General features: G+C 65.8%; 19 protein-coding genes. 8 read left to right on the top strand and 11 right to left on the bottom strand.

Translation table 11 applies throughout. From position 1 onward, the window contains the following. Window positions 1–35: 35 nt before the first annotated feature. The 7 genes from cheW to flhD form a co-directional block, all read right to left on the bottom strand. On the bottom strand, window positions 36–551 hold the full coding sequence (gene cheW / locus LGN17_RS26170) for a chemotaxis protein CheW (protein WP_043185043.1): 516 nt from the start codon (window positions 549–551) through the stop codon (window positions 36–38). A gap of 51 nt (window positions 552–602) precedes the next feature. Then, on the bottom strand, window positions 603–2,858 hold the full coding sequence (cheA, locus tag LGN17_RS26165; RefSeq protein ID WP_226199366.1) for a chemotaxis protein CheA: 2,256 nt from the start codon (window positions 2,856–2,858) through the stop codon (window positions 603–605). A gap of 33 nt (window positions 2,859–2,891) precedes the next feature. After that, window positions 2,892–3,269 carry a response regulator gene (locus LGN17_RS26160; protein WP_175969882.1) on the bottom strand — a complete coding sequence of 126 codons (378 nt, stop codon included), beginning with the start codon at window positions 3,267–3,269 and terminating at the stop codon, window positions 2,892–2,894. A gap of 24 nt (window positions 3,270–3,293) precedes the next feature. Then, window positions 3,294–4,310 carry a flagellar motor protein MotB gene (gene motB / locus LGN17_RS26155; RefSeq protein ID WP_226199364.1) on the bottom strand — a complete coding sequence of 339 codons (1,017 nt, stop codon included), beginning with the start codon at window positions 4,308–4,310 and terminating at the stop codon, window positions 3,294–3,296. Window positions 4,311–4,323: 13 nt separating this feature from the next. Then, a complete protein-coding gene (gene motA / locus LGN17_RS26150) occupies window positions 4,324–5,184 on the bottom strand; it encodes a flagellar motor stator protein MotA (protein WP_011350592.1) in 861 nt (286 codons plus the stop codon). 178 nt (window positions 5,185–5,362) lie between these two features. Continuing rightward, window positions 5,363–5,917, bottom strand: a complete 555-nt coding sequence (gene flhC, locus LGN17_RS26145) for a flagellar transcriptional regulator FlhC (RefSeq protein ID WP_011350591.1) — start codon at window positions 5,915–5,917, stop codon at window positions 5,363–5,365. A 92-nt stretch (window positions 5,918–6,009) separates the two neighbouring features. Further along, window positions 6,010–6,330: a flagellar transcriptional regulator FlhD gene (flhD, locus tag LGN17_RS26140; protein WP_011350590.1), complete on the bottom strand. Its 321-nt coding sequence runs from the start codon at window positions 6,328–6,330 to the stop codon at window positions 6,010–6,012. On the opposite strand from flhD, the gene LGN17_RS26135 reads away from it, so the two are divergent. Both LGN17_RS26135 and LGN17_RS26130 read left to right on the top strand, forming a co-directional pair. Beyond that, window positions 6,329–6,766 (top strand): hypothetical protein, encoded by a 438-nt coding sequence (locus tag LGN17_RS26135; protein WP_226199540.1) that lies wholly within the window; start codon window positions 6,329–6,331, stop codon window positions 6,764–6,766. The genes flhD and LGN17_RS26135 overlap by 2 nt on opposite strands. Before the next feature lie 228 nt (window positions 6,767–6,994). Further along, window positions 6,995–8,059 (top strand): glycosyltransferase family 4 protein, encoded by a 1,065-nt coding sequence (locus LGN17_RS26130; RefSeq protein WP_226199359.1) that lies wholly within the window; start codon window positions 6,995–6,997, stop codon window positions 8,057–8,059. 105 nt (window positions 8,060–8,164) lie between these two features. Here LGN17_RS26130 and LGN17_RS26125 read toward each other — a convergent pair whose 3' ends face one another. After that, the gene (locus LGN17_RS26125) at window positions 8,165–8,461 is read right to left on the bottom strand and encodes an H-NS histone family protein (protein ID WP_021162849.1); all 297 of its coding nucleotides are present in this window, start codon (window positions 8,459–8,461) and stop codon (window positions 8,165–8,167) included. A 299-nt stretch (window positions 8,462–8,760) separates the two neighbouring features. On the opposite strand from LGN17_RS26125, the gene aqpZ reads away from it, so the two are divergent. Next, window positions 8,761–9,501, top strand: coding sequence for an aquaporin Z (aqpZ, locus tag LGN17_RS26120; RefSeq protein ID WP_226199356.1), 741 nt, complete (start codon window positions 8,761–8,763; stop codon window positions 9,499–9,501). Between the two features lie 118 nt (window positions 9,502–9,619). On the opposite strand, the gene LGN17_RS26115 is transcribed toward aqpZ, so the two are convergent. Together LGN17_RS26115 and LGN17_RS26110 are read right to left on the bottom strand one after the other, a co-directional pair. Further along, window positions 9,620–10,444, bottom strand: a complete 825-nt coding sequence (locus LGN17_RS26115; RefSeq protein WP_226199353.1) for a Cof-type HAD-IIB family hydrolase — start codon at window positions 10,442–10,444, stop codon at window positions 9,620–9,622. A gap of 136 nt (window positions 10,445–10,580) precedes the next feature. Next, window positions 10,581–11,462: a BadF/BadG/BcrA/BcrD ATPase family protein gene (locus LGN17_RS26110; protein ID WP_226199350.1), complete on the bottom strand. Its 882-nt coding sequence runs from the start codon at window positions 11,460–11,462 to the stop codon at window positions 10,581–10,583. Window positions 11,463–11,604: 142 nt separating this feature from the next. Between LGN17_RS26110 and LGN17_RS26105 the strand changes: the two genes are divergently transcribed. Then, window positions 11,605–12,207, top strand: coding sequence for a DNA-3-methyladenine glycosylase I (locus LGN17_RS26105; protein WP_175958282.1), 603 nt, complete (start codon window positions 11,605–11,607; stop codon window positions 12,205–12,207). Between the two features lie 121 nt (window positions 12,208–12,328). Here LGN17_RS26105 and rpsU read toward each other — a convergent pair whose 3' ends face one another. Next, the gene (rpsU, locus tag LGN17_RS26100) at window positions 12,329–12,541 is read right to left on the bottom strand and encodes a 30S ribosomal protein S21 (RefSeq protein ID WP_006401410.1); all 213 of its coding nucleotides are present in this window, start codon (window positions 12,539–12,541) and stop codon (window positions 12,329–12,331) included. Between the two features lie 520 nt (window positions 12,542–13,061). On the opposite strand from rpsU, the gene LGN17_RS26095 reads away from it, so the two are divergent. The 4 genes from LGN17_RS26095 to LGN17_RS26080 all read left to right on the top strand — a co-directional run bounded on the left by LGN17_RS26095 (window position 13,062) and on the right by LGN17_RS26080 (window position 18,784). Continuing rightward, the gene (locus LGN17_RS26095) at window positions 13,062–14,216 is read left to right on the top strand and encodes a flagellin (RefSeq protein WP_226199345.1); all 1,155 of its coding nucleotides are present in this window, start codon (window positions 13,062–13,064) and stop codon (window positions 14,214–14,216) included. A gap of 132 nt (window positions 14,217–14,348) precedes the next feature. After that, a complete protein-coding gene (fliD, locus tag LGN17_RS26090) occupies window positions 14,349–15,851 on the top strand; it encodes a flagellar filament capping protein FliD (RefSeq protein WP_226199343.1) in 1,503 nt (500 codons plus the stop codon). A 25-nt stretch (window positions 15,852–15,876) separates the two neighbouring features. After that, window positions 15,877–16,176, top strand: a complete 300-nt coding sequence (locus LGN17_RS26085) for a flagellar protein FliT (RefSeq protein WP_226199340.1) — start codon at window positions 15,877–15,879, stop codon at window positions 16,174–16,176. Between the two features lie 259 nt (window positions 16,177–16,435). Next, window positions 16,436–18,784 (top strand): tetratricopeptide repeat protein, encoded by a 2,349-nt coding sequence (locus tag LGN17_RS26080; protein WP_226199337.1) that lies wholly within the window; start codon window positions 16,436–16,438, stop codon window positions 18,782–18,784. The last annotated feature ends 11 nt before the right edge of the window (window positions 18,785–18,795 follow it).

Raw genomic sequence — 18,795 nt, 5'->3', positions numbered from 1 at the left:
CAGATTCTCCCTAGATTCCTGCGCGCGCGGCGCGCTTACCCGCCAAGCGTCTCGATCAGCGCCATTTCACGGCTCGACATCAGCTTCTCGATGTCCATCAGGATCAGCATCCGGCCGTCGACCGTGCCGAGGCCCGTCAGGTACTCGGTCGTCAGCGTCGCGCCGAATTCCGGCGCCGGCATGATCTGGTCGGTCTGCAGCGTCAGCACGTCCGACACGCCGTCGACCACCATCCCGACCACGCGGTGCGCGACGTTCAGGATGATCACGACGGTCTGGTGGTCGTACTCGACGCGGCCGAGATGGAACTTGATCCGCATGTCGACGATCGGCACGATGATCCCGCGCAGGTTGATCACGCCCTTGATGAATTCCGGCGCGTTCGCGATGCGCGTGACGCTGTCGTAGCCGCGGATTTCCTGCACCTTCAGGATGTCGATCCCGTACTCCTCGTCGCCGAGCGTGAACACGAGGAATTCCTGGCCCGTCGCGTCGCCTTGTTCCGCATCGCGGCGGCTCGTTGCCGCGTTCGCCGCGGCCGGATTGATCATTTGGACTTCAGCAGACACGTTTGCCCCCAATCGGTTGAATGGCGAGTGACATCAGAACATCGCGAGCTCGGCGCCGGCACGGGCGCCGTGCGTCGCACGGGTTTCACGGTTCAGCGCCGCGACGTCGACGATCAACGCGACGCTGCCGTCGCCGAGAATCGTCGCCGCCGAGATGCCGTGCACCTTGCGGTAATTGGTTTCGAGGTTCTTCACGACCACCTGCTGCTGGCCGACCAGCTCGTCGATCAGCATCGCGAAACGGCGCCCCTCGGTTTCCATGATCGTGACGATTCCTTGCGTCGGGTCGGTGCGCGCGTCGTCGACCGAGAACACCTCGTGCAGCGCGACCAACGGCAGGTATTCGCCGCGCACGCGCACCACGCGTTCGCCGTTGCCGACCGTGTAGATGTCGTCGTTCGACGGCTGCAGCGACTCCATCACGAAGTTCAGCGGCAGGATGAAGATCTCGTTGCCGACCTTCACCGACATCCCGTCGAGGATCGCGAGCGTGAGCGGCAGCACGATCCGCGTGGTGGTGCCGCGGCCGGCCACCGACGTGATCTCGACATGGCCGCCCATCGACTGGATGTTGCGCTTCACGACGTCCATCCCGACGCCGCGGCCCGACACGTCGGTCACCGTCTCGGCCGTCGAGAAGCCCGGCGCGAAAATCAGTTGCCAGACTTCGTCGTCGCTGATGTTGTCGGACACCTGCATGCCCTGTTTCGCGGCCTTCGCGAGGATTCGCTCGCGGTTCAGGCCTGCGCCGTCGTCGCTCACCTCGATCACGATGTTGCCGCCGTGATGCGCGGCCGACAGCACGAGCTGGCCCACCGCGTCCTTACCGGCGGCCACGCGCTTGTCGACCGTCTCGATCCCGTGGTCGAGGCTGTTGCGCACGAGGTGGGTCAGCGGATCGATGATCCGTTCGATCAGGCTCTTGTCGAGTTCGGTCGCCTGGCCGAACGTGACGAGCTCGACCTGCTTGCCGAGCTTGCCGGCGAGGTCGCGCACGAGACGCGGGAAACGGCTGAACACGTAGTCCATCGGCATCATGCGGATCGACATCACGGCTTCCTGCAGGTCGCGCGCGTTGCGCTCGAGCTGCGCCATCCCGTTGAACAGGCGGTCGTGCAGCGCCGGATCGAACGCGCTCGCGGTTTCCGCGAGCATCGCCTGCGTGATCACGAGTTCGCCGACCAGGTTGATCAGCTGATCGACCTTCTCGACGCCGACGCGAATCGAGCTGCCTTCGGCGCCCGACGCGGCAGCGGCGGCCGGGCGGGCACGCTTGTCGTCGTGATGCGCGGCGGGCTGCGGCGCGTGGTCGGCAGGCGCTTGCCGGGCCGGCTGCTGCGCTTGCGCGGCAGCGGCGGCCGGCTCGGCGGGCGCGGGTGCGGCCGGCTGCGGCGCCGCGGCCTGCGGCACGAATACCTCGGCGCGCACCGGTTGCGCGGCGGCGGCCGGTTCTGCTGCAGGCGCCGCGGCTTCCGGTGCGGCAGCCGGTGCGGCCGGCGCCGTGCCGCGCCCGACGCGGATCTGGCTTTCGTCGATCACGAAGCAGCACACGGCGACGATGTCGTCGGACGGCACGTCCGATTCGACCCACAGCGTCAGGTCGGCGCCGGCTTCCTCGCGGGCCACGATCCGGCCGAGGTTGCCGAGCTCTTCGGTGAGCAGTTCGCGATCCTTCGCATCGACGCCCACGAGCGTGATCTTCAGGTGCGGACCGCCTTCGCCCGCATCGGCGGCGGCCGCCGGATGCGCGGCCGCGAGGGCCTGCTCGATCACGTGGTCGGGCACGCGATCGTCGCTGGCGGCCGGTTCCACGGCCGGAGCAGCCGGTGCGGCCGGTGCGGCGGCGGCAGCCGCCGGCGCCACGGGCGCAGCCGCGGCGGCAGCCGGCGCACCCGCGCCGCTCTCGGCCTTCAGCCGTTCGAGCTTCGCGCAGATCGTCGCGGCGGCGGCCGCGTCCGGTTCGGCGCTCGCGCGGTAGTCGACGAGCTGGTCGGACAGCACGTCCTTCGTCTCCAGGAACGCGTCGACCATTTCCTTGGTCAGCGTCAGCTCATGGTTGCGCGCGCGGTCGAGCAGCGATTCGAGGATGTGCGTCGTATCGGTCAGCGCGGAAAAGCCGAACGTCGCCGCGCCGCCCTTGATCGAATGCGCGGCGCGGAAGATCGCGGCCAGATCCTCGGGGTCGGGCGAGCCGACGTCGAGGTTCAGCAGCAACTGCTCCATCTGCGCGAGCAGCTCGTCCGCTTCGTCGAAAAATGTCTGGTAGAACTGAGTGATGTCGAGAGTCATGCCCGGTCCCGGGTTGAATGCGTCGCGTGAATGTCAGGAGGCGGCCGGCTCGGACAGCGTCGCGACCAGGTCGACCAGCACGGCGGGGTCGATCGGCTTTTCGATCCAGCCGGTCGCGCCCGCCTCGCGTGCGGCGTCCTTGAACGCGTCGCTGCCTTCCGTCGTCAGCACGAGAATCGGCGTTTCCGTATAGGCGGTCAGCTTGCGCAGCGCGGCGATCACTTCGAGCCCGCTCTTGCGCGGCATGTTCTGGTCGGTCAGCACCAGGTCGTACGGCACGGTGGCCGCCAGATCGAAGCCGGCCTCGCCGTCCGGCGCCACCGTCACGTCGTAGCCGGCCTGCATCAGCGTTGCCTGCAGCAGCGCACGCATGGTCGCGGAGTCGTCGATGGCGAGAATGGTTCGGATCATGTCTGTCTCGGAATCGTGTAAACGTCAGGGTTTCGGCACGGCGACGGCGGACGCCGCGAGCGCCGGGCGCACCGCCGGCGCCGGGGCCAGCTGCTGCGCGAGCTGCTGCGAGCCGGCCGCATCGGCCGACAGCGTCGTGGTCGTCGCATCGTCGCGCATCAGCGCCTCTTCGGATTTGCGGTTCAGCACGATCACGCTGATCCGGCGGTTTTCCGGATCGAGCGGGTCGGCCTTGTTCAGGTTCTGCGTCGACGCGAGGCCGAGCACGCGCAGCACTTTCGCCTCGTCCATGCCGCCGGAGATCAGCTCGCGGCGCGACGCGTTCGCGCGGTCGGCCGACAGCTCCCAGTTGCTGTAGCCGCCCTCGCCGCCCGCGTACGGCACGGCGTCGGTGTGGCCCTGGACGATGATCCGGTTCGGCACGTCGTTCAGCGTCTTGCCGATCTCGCGCAGGATGTCGCGCATGTACGGCTCGACGTTGTCGCTCGACATCGCGAACATCGGCCGCTTCTGCGTATCGACGATCTCGATGCGCAGCCCCATCAGCGTGGAATCGATGCGGATCTGCTGCTTGAACTGGCGCAGCGTCGGGTTGGCCTCGATCGCGGCCATCAGCTTGATCTGCAGGTCGTGCAGGCGCGCCTGCTCGAGCCGGTCCTGCGCGCCTTGCGCCTGCGACCGGGAATGCTCGTCGCCCATCTTCGCGAGGCGTTCGGCGAGCTGCGTCGTGCCGTCGGTGCGGCGCAGCGTGCCGGCGTCGACGCTCGACAGATCGCGGCCGCCGCCGTTGATGATGCTGGAATCCTGCGAGCTGCGGTCGCCGCTGCCGAACAGCGCGGCCTTCAGCGGCGTGTTGAAGTATTCGGCGATCCCCTTCAGCTGCACCGGCGTGACCGAGCTCAGCAGCCACATCAGCAGGAAGAACGCCATCATCGCGGTCATGAAGTCCGCGTACGCGAGCTTCCATGCGCCGCCGTGGTGGCCCTTCTTCGCCGGGGCCACCCGCTTGACGACGATTGCGCGATCCTTGCTCTTGCTCATTGGTCGCTCCGCGTCACTTCGCCTTCACGCGGCGCACGTGCTCTTCGAGCTCGGAGAACGACGGACGCTCGGTCGAGAACAGCACCTTGCGGCCGAACTCGACCGCGATCGCCGGCGCATAGCCGTTCAGCGTCGCGAGGATCGTCACCTTGATGCACTGGAACATCTTGGTCGACTCGGCGACGCGCTGCTCCGCGAGGCTCGCGAGCGGCCCGATCAGCCCGTACGACAGCAGGATCCCGAGGAAGGTGCCGACCAGCGCCTGCGCGATCATCGCGCCGAGCACCGCGGGCGGCTTGTCGGCGGATGCCATCGTGTGCACGACGCCCATCACGGCCGCGACGATACCGAACGCCGGCATCGCGTCGCCGACGCGCATCAGGGCATGCGCGGGGCCTTCGCCTTCCGCGTGGTGCGTCTCGATCTCCTCGTCCATCAGGCTTTCGATCTCGAACGCGTTCATGTTGCCGCCCACCATCAGGCGCAGGTAGTCGGTCAGGAACTCGACGATGTGATGATCGGCGAGGATCTTCGGGTATTGCGTGAAGATCGGGCTCTTTTCCGGATCGTCGATGTCGGCCTCGAGCGTGAGCGTGCCTTCCTTGCGTGCCTTCGCGAGCAGCACGTAAAGAAGCGCCATCAGCTCCATGTAGACATCCTTCGTGTATTTCGAGCCCTTGAAGAGCGTCGGCAGCACGCGCAGCGTGGCCTTGATGGTCTTGCCGCCGTTGCCGAGGATGAACGCGCCGACGCCCGCACCCACGATCATCAGGATCTCGACGGGCTGGATCAAGGCGCCCAGATGCCCGCCTGCCAGCGCATAACCGCCGAAGACGGACAACAGCGTCACGAGTGTTCCCACGATAATCAGCACTGCCTGTCCCTCACGAATGACCGGCGGGGAGACCGCCGTTAAACAGGTTTACGGCAGTCGGCAGGAAAACTTTCGCGGGCGGCCAGGCGGCAGCCCGACGGTGTTTACCAGCAATTTGCAGACGATTCGCGCTACCCGGCGCGGCCTGATCGCCCCGCTGGGCCCCGCCGGGCGGCGCTCAGGCCGCGGCGGCGGCCAGTTCGGCGCGCGCGGCCGCGGCCTTGCGGGTCTTGCCTGCGCGCGACGGCGGCTGGCAGAGGCCGCAGACGAAACCTTGATGTGGATCATGCGCATGCGCGACGAAGTGGCCGCCGCAGCGCGTGCACGGGGTCATCTGCAGCATCCCCGAATCGAAGAAGCGCACGAGCGTCCACGCGCGCGTGAGGCTCAACGCGGCCTCGTCGCCGGACAGGTTCACGTGCTCCTGATAGAGCCGGTACGCCTTCACGATCGACTGGATCGGCTCGCAGCGGCCGTGGTCCTGCATGAACCGGTAGATGTTGTAGAACAGCGACGAGTGGATGTTCGGCTGCCACGTCATGAACCAGTCGGTCGAGAACGGCAGCATCCCCTTCGGCGGCGACACGCCCTTCAGTTCCTTGTACAGCTTGATCAGACGGTCCCGCGACAGGCTCGTCTCCGCTTCCAGGAGCTGCAGCCGGGCGCCCAGTTCGATCAGTTCGATGGCGAGAGTGATTTCCTTCACCTCGATCACGACGCTTTTGCTTGCCATGGTGATAACCGTCCGCTTGACGTTATTCGGATGGATGGCCAACACGCTGCCCACCGGCGCGGCACGCCGGGACAAACGCAAGGCGGGATGGATCAGCGGACGCCTTCGACCTGCTGCCCGGCCATCAGGATGGCCGAGTGGGCGTGCGCGACGACATCGCTGCGGCCCTTGTCGGCGAGCGACGACAGCAGCGCGTGATCATCGAAGCGGAAGCGGCACAGCATCTGGTTGGACGCAGCCAGTTTCACAGTCTGCGCGAGCGTGAGGTTGGCGAGCACGTCGGCGAGTTCCTGGGAGATTCCCATGCGGAACATGCCCATCGCCTTGTCTTCCCGCAGCAGGCGTTGCGCAAGGAGGAGGTACGACAGGTTGACCTCTTTGATCTCACTGAGCATTTCGCTGGTAGCGCTCATGATTCCCCCGTTAAAGAGCTTTGCTTTGGCCATTCGTGTTATGAAAACGTTTGCTCGATCAGAGCGCTCTTGGCGCACAGTCGGCTCGTTTATAGTCTTACAGGGCGAATTTTGGCCAAACGGCATTTATGCCGGTATCAGCGAAGTGGCGTATGCCATGCAGGATTTGTCTGTAAACCGTGTAGGAATTTTTCCGACAAAGCGAATTGAAAGGAGCAATCGGGAAAGCGAGTGGCGGCGCGGATTCGGCGGCGATGTGTCCGATGGCCTCCGGGCGGTGACGAAAGGCTTGCCGGCAAGGCTGCCGACAATCGGATCGGTAAAAATTATAGTGGTTTTTCACGATGGCGCAACAATAGTTGCTTCTATCTCGATTTCTGTTTCCCTGCCCTTTTTCTCGGGGTTTTCGCGTATTTCATCGTGTAACAAGCCTTAAGTGTTTGAAAAAACACTCGAACCCCTCGGGGCGATATCGATAATGGACTCCAATGGGCGGCGGCGCGAGCCGTACCGGCCCGCCCCGCAGCTTGCCGTCCGGCGCCCCGCGCACCCCGCCCAGGGCACGGCCACGTACCGCCAACCGCGTGCGTCGGCGAGTTCCGCAACCTTGCACGGGATCCGCACCGGCGCCACCGCGCCCCTGGATCGACACTGGAGAACACCCATGCGAATTGCCCAGATCGCGCCGCTTTACGAAGCCGTTCCGCCGAAGCTCTACGGCGGCACCGAGCGTGTCGTGTCCTACCTCACCGAGGCGCTCGTCGAACTCGGCCACGACGTGACGCTGTTCGCCAGCGGCGACTCCGTCACGTCGGCCCGACTCGAGGCGGCGTGGCCGCGCGCCCTGCGGCTCGACCCGTCAATCCGCGATTCGATGGCGCCCCATATGCGGCTCCTCGAAAAGGTCGCCCGGGTCGCGCACGAATTCGACGTGCTGCACTTCCACCTCGACTACCTGCCGTTCCCGCTGATGTCGCGCCTCGACACGCCGTACGTGACGACGCTGCACGGCCGCCTCGATCTGCCGGAGCTGCAGCCGGTATTCGACGCATTCCCGGACGCGCCGGTCGTGTCGATCTCGAACAACCAGCGCAAGCCGCTGCCGCAGGCCGCGTGGGCCGGCACCGTCTATCACGGGCTGCCCGACACGCTGCTCACGCCGCAGCCGGGCGTGAAGCCCGAATACCTCGCGTTCCTCGGCCGGATCTGCCCGGAAAAGCGCGTCGACACCGCGATCCGGATCGCCGCGCAAAGCGGGCTGCCGCTGAAGATCGCCGCGAAGGTCGACAAGGCCGACGCCGACTATTTCAAGGAAGTGATCGAGCCGCTGCTCGGCCAGGCACACGTCGAATTCATCGGCGAGATCAACGAGGCGCAGAAGCCCGCGTTCCTGTCCGGCGCGAAGGCGCTGCTGTTCCCGATCGACTGGCCGGAGCCGTTCGGCCTCGTGATGATCGAGGCGATGGCCTGCGGCACGCCGGTCGTCGCGTTCAACCGCGGCTCGGTGCCGGAAGTGATCGAGGACGGCATCACGGGCTTCATCGTCGAGGACGTTCAAGGCGCGGTCGGCGCGCTGCACCGGATCGACAGCCTGTCGCGCACCGCCATCCGCAAACGTTTCGACACGCGCTTCAGCGCGAAGGCAATGGCGCAGCGTTATGTCGACACTTACGAATCGCTGTGCACGGGAACCCGTCAACCGGTATTGCGCCGGGTCGCCGGCGCCTGACACGGAATTCCGCAAGGAAATATTCCGTAATCAAATCCGCGCCGAAATCGGCGCGCAAAACAAAAGAGCCGCCTCTCGAGGCGGCTCTTTTGTTTGGGATTTCGGTCATTCGATCAGGAAACGATCGCGGTTTTTACCGACGATCCAATTCGGCGGCTTGCCTCGCCCGCTCCAGGTCGCGCCCGACTTCGGATCGCGGTATTTCGGGGGCAGCGGCGCCTTCTTCGGCGGGCGCCCGCGCTTCGCTCGCTCCGCGAAGCCCAGATCCTGGGCAGTCAGCCCATATTCGGCGATTTTTTGCTGGACTTCCGCAATCACCGCCGCCACTTCCTGGCGGCGCACATCGTCCGCCTGAGCCTGCAGATCGGCGATCTGCGCCTTGAGTTTCGCGTATTGAGACATTTTTCGACTCCCCTTTTGACGATGCGGCCCCGGCGAACTCGACCGGGACACCAGCATCCGTTACGTCATCCGCACTGCCGCCCTACCCTTCGAAATTAATGCTGTCATCTTTAACCGATTCGGCTATATCGAGAATGCGGACTTATTCTAATAAAAGGCATTCGTCAGCCATTCAAATTTAACAATCGTTGACCCTCCCCGACCCGATTCATTTCCTATAATCCAGACCAATTCCGGGTGACGGTTTAAATCCGTCGCGTCGTCCGGTTGTCTTCAATCCACTTGAACGAGGTCCTTACATGAATCTTTCTCAGCGTCTCGCTGCAGAGGTATTCGGCACGTTCTGGCTGGTGCTCGGCGGGTGCGGAAGCGCCGTGCTGGCCGCCGCCTTTCCGGGCCTCGGCATCGGCTTTGCCGGTGTCGCACTTGCCTTCGGCCTGACTGTGCTGACGATGGCATTCGCAATTGGCCACATTTCGGGCTGCCACCTGAATCCGGCGGTGAGCGTCGGCCTGACGGTCGCCGGCCGCTTCCCCGCACGCGATCTCGTGCCGTATATCGTGGCGCAGGTGGTCGGCGCGACGCTCGGCGCATTCGTGCTGTACCTGATCGCAAGCGGCAAACCGGGCTTCGACGTCGTCGGCAGCGGCTTTGCGACGAACGGCTTCGGCGAGCGCTCGCCCGGCCACTACGCGCTCGGCGCGGCGTTCATTTGCGAAGTCGTGATGACCGGCTTCTTCCTGTTCGTGATCCTGGGCGCCACCGACAAGCGCGCACCGGCCGGCTTTGCGCCGATCGCGATCGGCCTTTGCCTGACGCTGATTCACCTGATCTCGATTCCTGTCACCAACACGTCGGTGAACCCCGCCCGCTCGACCGGCCCCGCACTGTTCGTGGGCGGCGAAGCGATCGGCCAGCTCTGGCTGTTCTGGGTGGCGCCGATCATCGGCGCGGCACTCGCCGGGATCATCTACCCGCTGGTCGCGGGGCGTGACAACGCCGTCGACCTGCTGCCGGTATCCGCTCGCACAAGCGAATAAAACACTACGGGGTCAAGCGAGCAGAGCAGCGAGCCTCACGCTGTCCAAGAAGATCGAGGCAGGTCATTTCGACGGGCGTCACTGGCGCCCGTTTTTCATTGGCGCCGCGGCGGGACGCTCAGGATGCGGCGACGTTGTCTTCGAGCGAGAACAGCGTGCGCAGGTGGCGGGCGACGCCCGCGTCGAAGTTGTTGCCGATCCGCGGGATGTGCGGGAGCCGCGCGACCAGGTCGGGGTTCGCGTTGTTCATCATGAACGCGTGGCCGGCGGTTTCGAGCAGGTCGATATCGTTCATGTTGTCGCCGAACGCGATGCAGTGGCCGGTGTCGACGCCGAGCCGCGCGAGCACCGAGCGCAGCGCGCGGCCCTTCGACACGTTCGCGGTCATCACTTCGAGGCAGTCGGGCAGCGAGTACGTGACGTACAGCGCATCGCCGAAGCGCACGCGCATCTGCTCGGCGACGACCGCCAGATCGGCCGGATCGCCGATGTACAGCACCTTCGCGATATCCGCGCCGTCGTGCGCGGGCATGTCGATCACGTCGTAGCGGAAGCCCGAATCCTGGTGGAATTCGAGCAGGTGCGGCGCATCGCGGTCGATCAGCCAGCCCTGGTCGGTGAACAGGTTGACGATCACGCGACCGTGCGCGCCGACGACGTCCGGCTGCACCAGGCCGCGGACGATCGCCGGATCGATGTCCTGCGCGTGGATCGTCGTGTCGTCCGGCGCATGCACGCGCGCACCATTCGACGTGATCAGGTACGGCCGGATCCCGAGCACGTCGCGAATGCCGGCGACGTCCGCGTAATGGCGCCCGGTGGCGATCACGAACTGCAGGCCGTCGCGGTCGAGCCGGCGGACGGTGTCGATCGTGTACCGATCGAGCTGGTGGTCGCTGTTCAGCAGGGTACCGTCGAGATCGGTGGCGATGACTTTGTACATGGGACGGAAGAATGGCGCTCAGGGCTCTGCGGAACGGCCATTTTAACGTCGTGCCCGGTCGCTCGCCGGACGGTTCCCGGTCGATCGCCGCCCGCAGCCCGGTTGCGGTGCGCCTTCGATCACCGTCGCAACGCCTTCAGCCTCCTTCCGCGGCCCGCAGCGCCTGCAGCGCGAGCCGCAGCGCGCCGTGCGCGGAATCGTCGAGCGGCGCGCGCAGCCGGGCGGCATGACGCGCCGGCACGGCCGGTGCGAGTGCGTCCGCCAATCCGCCGCACAGCGCGACCGGCAGCGCCTGCTGCGGATCGAGCGCGTCGATCATCTTGCCGATCTCGTCGCCCGCCTGCGCGATCAGCGCGCCCGCGACCGGATGCGAACGGTGCGCGAGCACGATCGGTGCAAGCCGCGCGTAGATCGTCTGGTTTGCATCGCACGACCACTGGACGAGCGCGTCGCGATCCTGCGCGCCCGTTTCCGCGAGCAGCGCATTGGCGAACGCATCGCGCGGCGCGCGGCCGTCGAGCGCCTGCTGCGCATACGCGAGCGCTCGCACGCCGAGCCATGCGCCGCTCGCCTCGTCGCCGGACGGAAAGCCGAAGCCGCCCGCAATCCGGCATGCGCCGGACGCGTCGAGCGCCGCCGCGATGCTGCCGGTGCCGAGCGCGACGATCAACCCCGGCGCGCCGCCGTGCGCGCCGACGACGGTCGTATATGCATCGCTCTCGACCGCGAGCGCGTCGAGCGGCGCCTGCGCGCGGAACGCGGCGAGCCACGCCGCATTGTTCACGCCCGCGAGCCCGCAGCCGAGCGCGCACTGCGACCACTCGAACGCGAAACCGGCTTGCGTGAACGCGTCCGCGCACGCCGCGCCGATCGACGCCCACGCGCGCTCGATGCCGAGCCCGAGCCCCGACGGGCCGCCGCGCCCCTGCGCGAGCTCGCGCCCGTGCCGGTCGGCCAGCACCGCGCGCGTGCCCGTGCCGCCACCATCGATGCCGATCGCAAAAAGTAATGCCGCCATGCCTTCATCCCGCTGATTCGAACAGGCGCCAAGCTTAACCGGATCGGCGCCGCGCGCCCATCTGCCGTTCGGCAGGCTGTTCCGTGGAAGGGGCTTCCGCTATGCTGACGCGATCGAATCGACACTGAATACGAGGCGGACGATGTCGCAGCGGTGCAACTGGGTGAAGACGGAAGCGGATGCTCACTATCACGATACCGAGTGGGGCGTGCCCTCGCACGACGATCGCCATCTGTTCGAAATGCTGATCCTGGAAGGCGCGCAGGCCGGGTTGTCGTGGTCGACGATCCTGAACAAGCGTGCGGGCTATCGCGAAGCCTTTGCGGATTTCGACGTCGATGCCGTCGCGCGCTTCACGCCGAAGCGCATCGAGAAGCTGCTGGAGAATCCTGGCATCGTGCGCAACCGCGCGAAGGTCGAGTCGGCGGTCACCAATGCGCGCGCCGTGCAGCGCATCCGCGAAGAGCACGGTTCGCTCGCCGCGTTCCTGTGGTCGTTCGTCGGCGATACGCCCGTGCAGAATGCATGGCAGTCGTACCGCGACGCGCCCGCGTCAACCGAACAGTCCGACGCGCTCAGCAAGGCGTTGAAGGCTTACGGCTGCAAGTTCGTCGGTTCGACGATCTGCTATGCGCTGATGCAGGCCACCGGCATGGTCAACGATCACGAGGTCGGCTGCCCGTGCCACGCGCAATGCGCGGCGCTCGGCGGCAAGCAGCCCGCACGCCGGCGCAAGGCGGGCTGACGGCACGGAAGCGCGCCGGAACCGCAGCATCCCCGGGATTTTCCCGGCCCCAAAAGCAAAACGGCGGAGCGGCTTCTTTCGAAGCACGCTCCGCCGTTTCGCGGCGAACCGTAAGACGCTCTTAGTGGAGCTTCTTCGGCAGCATCTGGCTGCGCAGGCGCTTGTGCAGGCGCTTGACGGCTGCTGCCTTCTTGCGCTTGCGGACTGCGGTCGGCTTTTCGTAGGACTGGCGTTCGCGCAGCTCAGCGATCAGGCCATTTTTTTCGATAGCACGGCGAAAGCGGCGAATCGCCACTTCGAACGGCTCGTTTTCTTTCAGAAGAATCGTCGTCATGTCGTTCCTAAATTGCTTAAACGGTCAAAAACGTAGCGGCCAAGCGCCACGCACCGGCCATCCGAGCGTCCCCACAAACAGGCGAAACGAGCGGAAATACGGCCTCGGAGGCCGGAAAAGAGAGGCGGAAAGCACCGCGAGTACGCTTCACAGCCGCGTGCAGCGCCGCGTTTGACTGCCAGCAGACGTGCCGAAAACGGCAGAGGCTTGACAGAAATCTCAATTCAGCCCGCCATCATAGCAGGGAATCACAGACAAAACCACCCTTTTGTCGATCGTGTGTGCACAGGCGAACGACTGCGTGGTCGGGCCGCTCTCCGGCCCCATCCATCCGGCGTCACGCCGGCGCCCATCCGAAATGACAAAGAAGGATAAAAAATCGGGCCGAATCTCAATGCACCCCTCAAGTTTTGTTTTGGTGCGCCGAAATCCTGCTCTGAGGCGGCCAGCAATGAACGAGTGCTTCCGCCGACGCCAAAACGGCTTTCCAGGGCTTTCGGCTTAAACAGGAGAATTTTCCATGCTCGGAATTAACAGCAACATCAACTCGCTGGTTGCACAGCAGAACCTCAACGGCTCGCAAAACGCCCTGTCGCAGGCAATCACGCGCCTGTCGTCGGGCAAGCGCATCAACAGCGCGGCAGACGATGCAGCAGGCCTCGCGATCTCGACCCGGATGCAGACCCAGATCAACGGTCTGAACCAGGGCGTGTCGAACGCGAACGACGGCGTGTCGATGATTCAAACGGCATCGAGCGCACTGTCGTCGCTGACGAACAGCCTGCAGCGTATCCGCCAGCTGGCCGTCCAGGCGTCGACGGGCACGATGTCGTCGACCGACCAGGCAGCACTGCAACAGGAAGTTGCGCAACAGATCCAGGAAGTGAACCGTATCGCGTCGCAAACGACGTACAACGGCACGAACATCCTGAACGGCAACGCAGGCATCGTGTCGTTCCAGGTCGGCGCGAACGTCGGCCAGACGATTTCGCTGGACCTGAGCCAAAGCATGTCGGCTGCGCAGATCGGTGGCGGCGTCGTTCAGAACGGCCAGACGGTCGGCTCGATCACGGGCCTCAGCCTTGATGCCAACGGCAAGTATACGTCGTCGGGCGCAGTCGTCACGGCGATCAATGTCACGTCGGACGGCAAGGGCGGCTTCACGTTCACCGACCAAAACGGCTCGGCACTGACGGCCGCGGAGACGAGCGCCCTCGTGGTTACGACCGCAGCCGCTTCGAACGGCACGGTCGTTTCGCAGATCGCAATGAGCTCGAGCGCCGTTAGCACAAGCATGCCGGCGGCAGTGACCACCGCGATCACGAACGCAGTCGCGCAGATCAACGCCGTCAACACCCCGGCCACCGTGTCGAACCTCAACATCAGCACGGTCAGCGGCGCGAACGTCGCGATGGTGTCGATCGACAACGCGCTGCAAACGGTGAACAACGTTCAGGCACAGCTGGGCGCGGCGCAAAACCGCTTCACGGCAATCGCCACGTCGCAGCAAGCTGAATCGACCGACCTGTCGTCGGCACAGTCGCAGATCACCGACGCGAACTTCGCGCAGGAAACGGCGAACATGTCGAAGAACCAGGTGCTGCAACAAGCTGGCATCTCGGTGCTCGCACAGGCAAACTCGCTGCCGCAGCAGGTCCTGAAGCTCCTGCAGTAATCGCGTAGCAACCCGCGGCCGGGCCACGCATAACGCGCGGCCCGGCCGCAAGCGCTTGGTGCGCGGGGCCCCGTCCCGCCGCCAGGTTTTCACCCCGCATCTCACGGATCACCCGCCGCACGGAGCACTACGATGTCGACGATCAATTCCGCCGTCACCACCGCCAACAGCTCGGCCAACAGCGCGCTGCAGCAGGCCGCCCAATCGATCATCAGCGGTTCGACCGGCAACTCGTCGATGGACGTCAACTCGCTCGTGACGGCACTCGTCAATGCGAAGACCGCCGGTCAGGCCGCCGCGCTCACCGCGCAGCAGTCCAGCGACAACACCCAGATTTCCGCGTACGGCGCCCTTTCGGCGGCGCTCAGTGCGCTCCAGGCCGGCGTCACGACGCTGTCGAACGGCTCGCTGCAGAACACCTTCACCGCGACCATGAGCGGTACCGGCATTACCGCGACCGCCGGCGCGGGCGCCGTCGCCGGCAGCTATTCGATCAACACCACGCAGATCGCGACGTCGCAGTCGCTGTCGTCGGCCGCGTTCGGTGCGTCGACGGCGCTCGGCACCGGCACGATGACGCTGTCGCTCGGCAGCCAGTCGTTCTCGGTCAACGTGGGCAGCACGAACAACACGCTGTCGGGCATCGCCGCCGCGATCAACACCGCGACCGGCAACCCGGGCATCGTCGCATCGGTCGTCAACGGCAGCGACGGCGCCCACCTCGTGCTCAGCTCGACGCCGACCGGCGCGGCGAACACGATCAGCGTCGCGGTCAGCAACGTGACCGGCGACAACGGCCTGTCCAGCCTCGGCGTCACGTCGACGGCCAGCACGACGGGCGGCCAGTCGAGCTTCACGTCCGCGAACAGCAGCGCCGCGTGGAAGCAGAGCACGGCCGCGCAGGACGCCACGTTCACGATCAACGGCATCGCCGCGACGAGCGCGAGCAACACCGTCACGAGCGCGATCACCGGCGTCACGGTGAACCTGACCTCGGCCGCCGCCGGCACGACGCAGACGCTGACGATCGCCACCAACACGCAATCGCAGGCGTCCACGATCAACAATTTCGTGACGCTCTACAACACGCTCGTCACGACGATGAACACGCTGTCGAGCTTCTCGTCCGGCGCGTCGTCGCAAGGCCCGCTGCTCGGCGACTCGACGCTGAACACGATCCGCAACGCGCTCGCATCGGTCGTCGCGGGCGGCGTGACCAGCAACGGCTCGACGGTCAACCTCGCGTCGATCGGCGTCACGCTGCAGGCCGACGGCACGCTGCAGGTCGACAACACGGCGCTCAACACCGCGCTGCAGAGCAACCCGACCGGCGTCGCAGCGCTGTTCAACTCGACGAACGGGATCGGCCAGCAACTGACGACCGACATCACGAACTACACGCAGACGGGCGGGATGATCGCCGCCCGCACGACGGCGCTCAACAACGACCTGACGAGCGTCGCCACGCAGCAGACGAACCTGTCGAACTACACCGCGCAGCTGACCAGCCAGTACCAGGCGCAGTTCACCGCGCTCAACACGCTGATGGCGACGATGAACAGCAACTCGCAGTACCTGACGCAGCTGTTCGGCGGCACGAACAGCGCCGGCGCACTGTCGAGCAACAAGAGCTGATCGCCCACCGGACCGGAGAGCCACGATGCAACAGACCGAACTGATCGCCCAGCTCGACGCGCTCACCGACGCGATCGAACATGCGGCCGCGATGGCCGACTGGATCGAGGCGGCGCGCCTGGTCGACGTGCGCGATCCGCTCGTCGCGTCGCTTGCGGCCGACCAGCCGTCGGCCGGCATCGCCGCGATTCGCCGGATGCAGGCCAGCAACGCACGCATCTTCGCCGACGCGCAACGCGCGCAGCAGGAGCTGACCGGCGAATACCAGGCGGCGATGGGCCGCGTGCAGGCGGTCGGCCAGTACCAGAGCGTCGCGAGCCGCTGACGCGCGCCCGGCACCGCGCCACTGACGGCGCCGGCGCACCAACCTGACAACAAGAACTACACGCTGATGTGAGGGCGTGCTCGTTCGCCTCTGCCCGCCTCGTGCGGGCATTTTTTTGGGGCGCCACCAACCGCGCCGCCCCGGCCTCGGCCGACCGTTCAATCGGCCAAACTAGCCCGGCTTTTCCCGTCATCTCGCGGCATCGGCGCGGCGGCACGCTACCCATAATGGTATCGACCGACTTTCCGCAGATTTCATCATGTTCTCGACCGAACTGTCCGTTTCCACCCCGCTCACGCCTGAACAGCAGCTTGCGCAGGACATCGCGCTCGTCATGGACAACGCGCTCGAGCGCCAGCGCAGCGGCGCGTTCGACGACGCCCGGGCGCTGTACGAAGCCATCCTCGACGCGGTGCCCACGCATGGGGATGCGCATTACAACCTCGCGGTGCTGATGGTCGATACGGGCCACCCGGCTGACGCGGTGCCTCATTTCGAAGCCGCCATCGGCGCGAGCCCGGACAACGGCTACTACTGGGTCAGCTACATTCATGCGTTGCATCGCAGCGGGCAAACGGCCGCCGCATGGATCGCGGTCGAAATCGCGCAGCAGCGCGGCATACGTGGTCCCGCGCTTGAAGGGCTGATCGGGCAAATGGCGTCGCCCGACAAGGTATACGCGACTGCGGCGACCGACCGCGCATTGAGCAGCATCGACGTGATGATCGTTGCAGAGACGGCGGTCGGCACATCAAGGAGAGATGATGCAAGCAAACCGGGCCCTCGCGCCAATCCGAACCTGCTGCAAAAACACGCGGCGCTCTTCAACAAAGGCAGACACGCAGAAGCCACCGCGCTAGCACAGCGGCTGACCACCGAATACCCGAACGATGGAGCATGCTGGCGCGCGTTATCCGCATCACTTCACCGAGAAGGGCGCTACGCAGAGATGATCGATGCCGGCACGCGCACGATCGCATTGCTTCCAGACGAAGTGCTCGTGCGTATCCTGCTCGCCGATACTCTCCGCGCGATGCAACGCATCTCGGAAGCAGACGAACAGTGCCGCCGCCTTCTCGAGCTCGCGCCGGACAACGCCGAGGCGTTGCGGATCCATGGCCTCGTGCTGTTCGCGCTACGCCGCCCGAACGAAGCACTCGCCGCCTGTCGGCGCTCGGTCGAACTTGCACCCGCAGCAGCCGCACCGAAAAGCACGCTTGGCTTCGTACTGCTCGAACAGGGCGCAACGCAGGAAGCGGTGGGCTGGCTGAAGCGTGCGATCGAAATCGACCCCACAGACAGCGTGACCCACAGCAGCATGCTGTTCTGTATCGCGCACAGCAGCGATTTCGATCCGCAGGCGCTCGTTGCGGAACACCGCAAGTTCGGCGAGCGCTACGACAATTACAAGCACAAGCGCGCGGCTGTCTTCTCGAACCCGCGCGAACCGGCGCGCAAGCTGCAGGTCGGCTTCGTGTCGGGCGACCTGTTCAGTCACGCGGTCGCGTCCTACGCGGTGCCCGTGATCGAGCATCTCGCTTCCGATCCCGGCATTGCGATGCACTTCTATCACAACCACTTCGAAGAAGATCAGACGTCCGAGCGCTTCAAGGCCCACGCCACGACCTGGCGCAACGTCTTCGGCATGAGCGACCAGGCCTTCCTCGAACGCGTGCGCAACGACGGCATCGACATCATGATCGACCTATCGGGCCACACCGGCCGCAACCGGCTTGTCGCGCTGGCGCAGCGCGCGGCGCCGGTTCAGGCGTCGTGGATCGGCTATCCGGCCACCACCGGCCTCAGCAAGATGGACTACTACCTGACGGACCGCTTCGTCGCGCCGCACGGCGCGTTCGACGACCAGTTCGTCGAGCAGATCGTGCGGCTGCCCGCGATCGCGCCGTTCATGCCGCCGCCGAATTGCCCGCCCGTGAACGTGCTGCCGGCGCTGCACAACGGCTATACGACGTATGCCAGCTTCAACCGCCTGAACAAGCTGAGCCCGCACGTGATCGAGGTCTGGGCGCGTGTGCTGCACGCGGACCCGACCGCGCGCATGGCGCTCGGTGCGATCGGCAGCAACGGCGACCAGCAGACGCTGACCGAATGGTTTGCAGCCTCCGGCATCGATGCCAGCCGCCTGACGTTCCACCGGCGCTCGAACATCCCCGTTTACATGCAACAGCACCACGGTGTCGACCTCTGTCTCGACGCGTTCCCGTACACCGGTTCGACGACGACGCTGAATGCGCTGTGGATGGGCGTGCCGACCGTGACGATCCCCGGCGCGACGCTCGCCGGGCGCGGCAGCGCGGGCTGGCTGCAGCACGTCGGGCTCGACGCGTACATCGCGACGGACGAGGACGATTTCGTCGCGAAGGCACTCGCGCTCAGCCGCGACACCACCGCGCTGCAGGCGCTTCGCGCCGGCCTGCGCACGCGCTGCGGGGAATCCGCCGCGTTCCGGCCGGCTGTCGTCGCGGCCGGGCTGTCGTCGGCGCTGCGCACGATGTGGACCCGCTGGTGCGCGGGAGAGCCCGCCACCGCATTCGACACGCCGCTGTTCGACGACGTGGCGATCGCACAGGCCGCGGCCAAGGCCTGAACCTCACGTCA

The sequence above is a fragment of the Burkholderia sp. AU30280 genome (genome assembly GCF_020420125.1).
In the GTDB taxonomy this organism is placed as follows: Bacteria; Pseudomonadota; Gammaproteobacteria; order Burkholderiales; family Burkholderiaceae; genus Burkholderia.
This window is presented reverse-complemented; position numbering and strand designations above follow the sequence as displayed.

Coding starts and splice junctions, on each gene's coding strand:
- flhD (WP_011350590.1), bottom strand. CDS start 6,330: ATGAGCGCTACCAGCGAAATGCTCAGTGAGATCAAAGAGGTCAACCTG.
- LGN17_RS26110 (WP_226199350.1), bottom strand. CDS start 11,462: ATGGCGGCATTACTTTTTGCGATCGGCATCGATGGTGGCGGCACGGGC.
- LGN17_RS26105 (WP_175958282.1), top strand. CDS start 11,605: ATGTCGCAGCGGTGCAACTGGGTGAAGACGGAAGCGGATGCTCACTAT.
- flhC (WP_011350591.1), bottom strand. CDS start 5,917: ATGGCAAGCAAAAGCGTCGTGATCGAGGTGAAGGAAATCACTCTCGCC.
- LGN17_RS26135 (WP_226199540.1), top strand. CDS start 6,329: ATGATTCCCCCGTTAAAGAGCTTTGCTTTGGCCATTCGTGTTATGAAA.
- cheW (WP_043185043.1), bottom strand. CDS start 551: ATGATCAATCCGGCCGCGGCGAACGCGGCAACGAGCCGCCGCGATGCG.
- LGN17_RS26125 (WP_021162849.1), bottom strand. CDS start 8,461: ATGTCTCAATACGCGAAACTCAAGGCGCAGATCGCCGATCTGCAGGCT.
- LGN17_RS26095 (WP_226199345.1), top strand. CDS start 13,062: ATGCTCGGAATTAACAGCAACATCAACTCGCTGGTTGCACAGCAGAAC.
- rpsU (WP_006401410.1), bottom strand. CDS start 12,541: ATGACGACGATTCTTCTGAAAGAAAACGAGCCGTTCGAAGTGGCGATT.
- motB (WP_226199364.1), bottom strand. CDS start 4,310: ATGAGCAAGAGCAAGGATCGCGCAATCGTCGTCAAGCGGGTGGCCCCG.
- cheA (WP_226199366.1), bottom strand. CDS start 2,858: ATGACTCTCGACATCACTCAGTTCTACCAGACATTTTTCGACGAAGCG.
- LGN17_RS26080 (WP_226199337.1), top strand. CDS start 16,436: ATGTTCTCGACCGAACTGTCCGTTTCCACCCCGCTCACGCCTGAACAG.
- fliD (WP_226199343.1), top strand. CDS start 14,349: ATGTCGACGATCAATTCCGCCGTCACCACCGCCAACAGCTCGGCCAAC.
- aqpZ (WP_226199356.1), top strand. CDS start 8,761: ATGAATCTTTCTCAGCGTCTCGCTGCAGAGGTATTCGGCACGTTCTGG.
- LGN17_RS26130 (WP_226199359.1), top strand. CDS start 6,995: ATGCGAATTGCCCAGATCGCGCCGCTTTACGAAGCCGTTCCGCCGAAG.
- LGN17_RS26160 (WP_175969882.1), bottom strand. CDS start 3,269: ATGATCCGAACCATTCTCGCCATCGACGACTCCGCGACCATGCGTGCG.
- LGN17_RS26085 (WP_226199340.1), top strand. CDS start 15,877: ATGCAACAGACCGAACTGATCGCCCAGCTCGACGCGCTCACCGACGCG.
- LGN17_RS26115 (WP_226199353.1), bottom strand. CDS start 10,444: ATGTACAAAGTCATCGCCACCGATCTCGACGGTACCCTGCTGAACAGC.